Annotated in this window: 1 protein-coding gene; it reads right to left on the bottom strand. The window is 68.6% G+C overall.

The features are described from left to right. On the bottom strand, positions 1–2,091 hold a 2,091-nt coding region (locus AB0J33_RS31140; RefSeq protein ID WP_363618731.1), incomplete at both ends, for a beta-ketoacyl synthase N-terminal-like domain-containing protein.

The raw sequence follows: 2,091 nt of genomic DNA, 5'->3' as shown, positions 1-2,091 counted from the left end.
TCAGCCACGAACCCGGCCAACCGCTGCGCCTGCGCCCGCAACGCCGTCTCGGTCTTAGCCGACAACAACCACGGCACCACCCCACCCGACAGCGGTACCGCCAGCGACTCCTGACCCGAACCCACCGCGTCGGCCAGTGTGTCCCGCGGCGACTCGAACGGTTCGGCGTCCTGCACGCTCCCGGGCGGTTCGGCTTCTTCCAGGATGAGGTGGGCGTTGGTGCCGCTGACTCCGAACGAGGACACCCCGGCGCGTCGTGGCCTACCGTTGCCGGGCCATGGTGTGGCCTCGGTCAGTAGCCGCACCGAACCAGCCGACCAGTCCACATGCGAGGACGGGGCGTCCACGTGCAGTGTCTTGGGCATCAGCCCGTGGCGCATCGCGAGGATCATCTTGATGATCCCGGCGACGCCCGCGGCTGCCTGGGTGTGGCCGATGTTCGACTTCACCGACCCCAACCGCAACGGCTGGTCCGCCGGCCGGTCCTGCCCGTACGCGGCGATCAACGCTTGTGCCTCGATCGGGTCACCCAGCGTGGTGCCCGTACCGTGCGCCTCCACCACATCAACCTCGCCCGGCGACAACCGCGCGTTGGCCAACGCCTGGCGGATCACCCGCTGCTGCGACGGCCCGTTCGGAGCACTCAACCCGTTGGAAGCGCCGTCCTGGTTGACCGCGCTGCCCCGCAGCACCGCCAACACCTGATGCCCCCGCCGGCGGGCATCGGACAACCGCTCCAACACCACAACCCCGACACCCTCACCCCAACCCGTACCGTCGGCCGCGTCCGCGAACGGTTTACACCGCCCATCCGCGGCCAACCCACCCTGCCGGGAAAACTCCACAAACGCACCCGGAGTCGCCATCACCGTCACACCGCCGGCCAGAGCCATCGAACACTCACCCGACCGCAACGCCTGCGCCGCCAAATGCACCGCGACCAACGACGACGAACACGCCGTGTCCACCGACACCGCCGGACCCTCCAAGCCCAACGTGTACGCCACCCGCCCCGAGGCCACGCTTCCGCTGGTCCCGGTGCCGTATCCGTCGGTCTCGGCCGGGCTCGCCGCCAACTGCATGGCGTAGTCGTGGTACATGAGGCCCACATACACGCCGGTGTCCGACCCGCGTAGCCCGGACGGGTCGATCCCGGCCCGTTCCAACGCCTCCCAGGAAACCTCCAACAACAACCGCTGCTGCGGATCCATCGCCACAGCCTCCCGCGGACTGATCCCGAAGAACCCCGCGTCGAACAACGCCGCATCCGTCAGGAACCCACCCTCCCGGACGTAACTGGTCCCCGACCGCGCCGGATCCGGGTCATACAACGACTCGACATCCCAACCCCGATCGGCGGGGAAACCACTCACCGCGTCGACACCCTCGAGCAGCAACTGCCAGAACCCGTCCGGATCACCCACCCCACCCGGATACCGACACCCCATCCCCACAATCGCCACCGGCTCATCAACACCGGCACCGACCACCACCGGCGCGACGACGTCGGTCTGCTCACCGAGCAACTCGGTCAGCAGATACCTGGCCAACACCACCGGTGTCGGGTAGTCGAAGACCAGCGTGGCCGGCAACGACAGCCCGAAAGCGGTGGCCAGACGGTTACGTAGTTCCACCGCGGTCAACGAGTCGAAGCCCAGTTCGCGGAACGCGCTGTCCTGGTCGATCGTCGTTGGGTCGGCGTGGCCGAGTACGACGGCGACCTGCGCCCGTACCAGTTCCAGGACTGCCCGCTGGCGTTCCTCAACTCCCATAACGGCCAACCTGGCGGCCAGATCCACCGGCGCATCGGCGGTGATCGCCGCCCGGCGGGCGATCCCGCCGGCCAACACCCGCCACAACGGTGGCACACCACTGGCGCCGGTACGACGCAGCGCGGGCAGGTCCACCCGCATCGGCACCAACTGCGCCCGGTCAGTACGCACCGCAGCGTCGAACAACGCCAAGCCCTCTTCGGAGGACAGGGCAAGGACACCGCTGCGTCGCATCCGGTCCAGGTCGACCTCGTCGAGGTGCCCGGTCATCTCCGACTGCTGGGCCCACAGCCCCCACGCCAACGACTGCCCGACCAGA

The organism is Micromonospora sp. NPDC049645, from assembly GCF_040675155.1.
Taxonomy (GTDB): domain Bacteria; phylum Actinomycetota; class Actinomycetes; order Mycobacteriales; family Micromonosporaceae; genus Micromonospora.
This window is presented reverse-complemented; position numbering and strand designations above follow the sequence as displayed.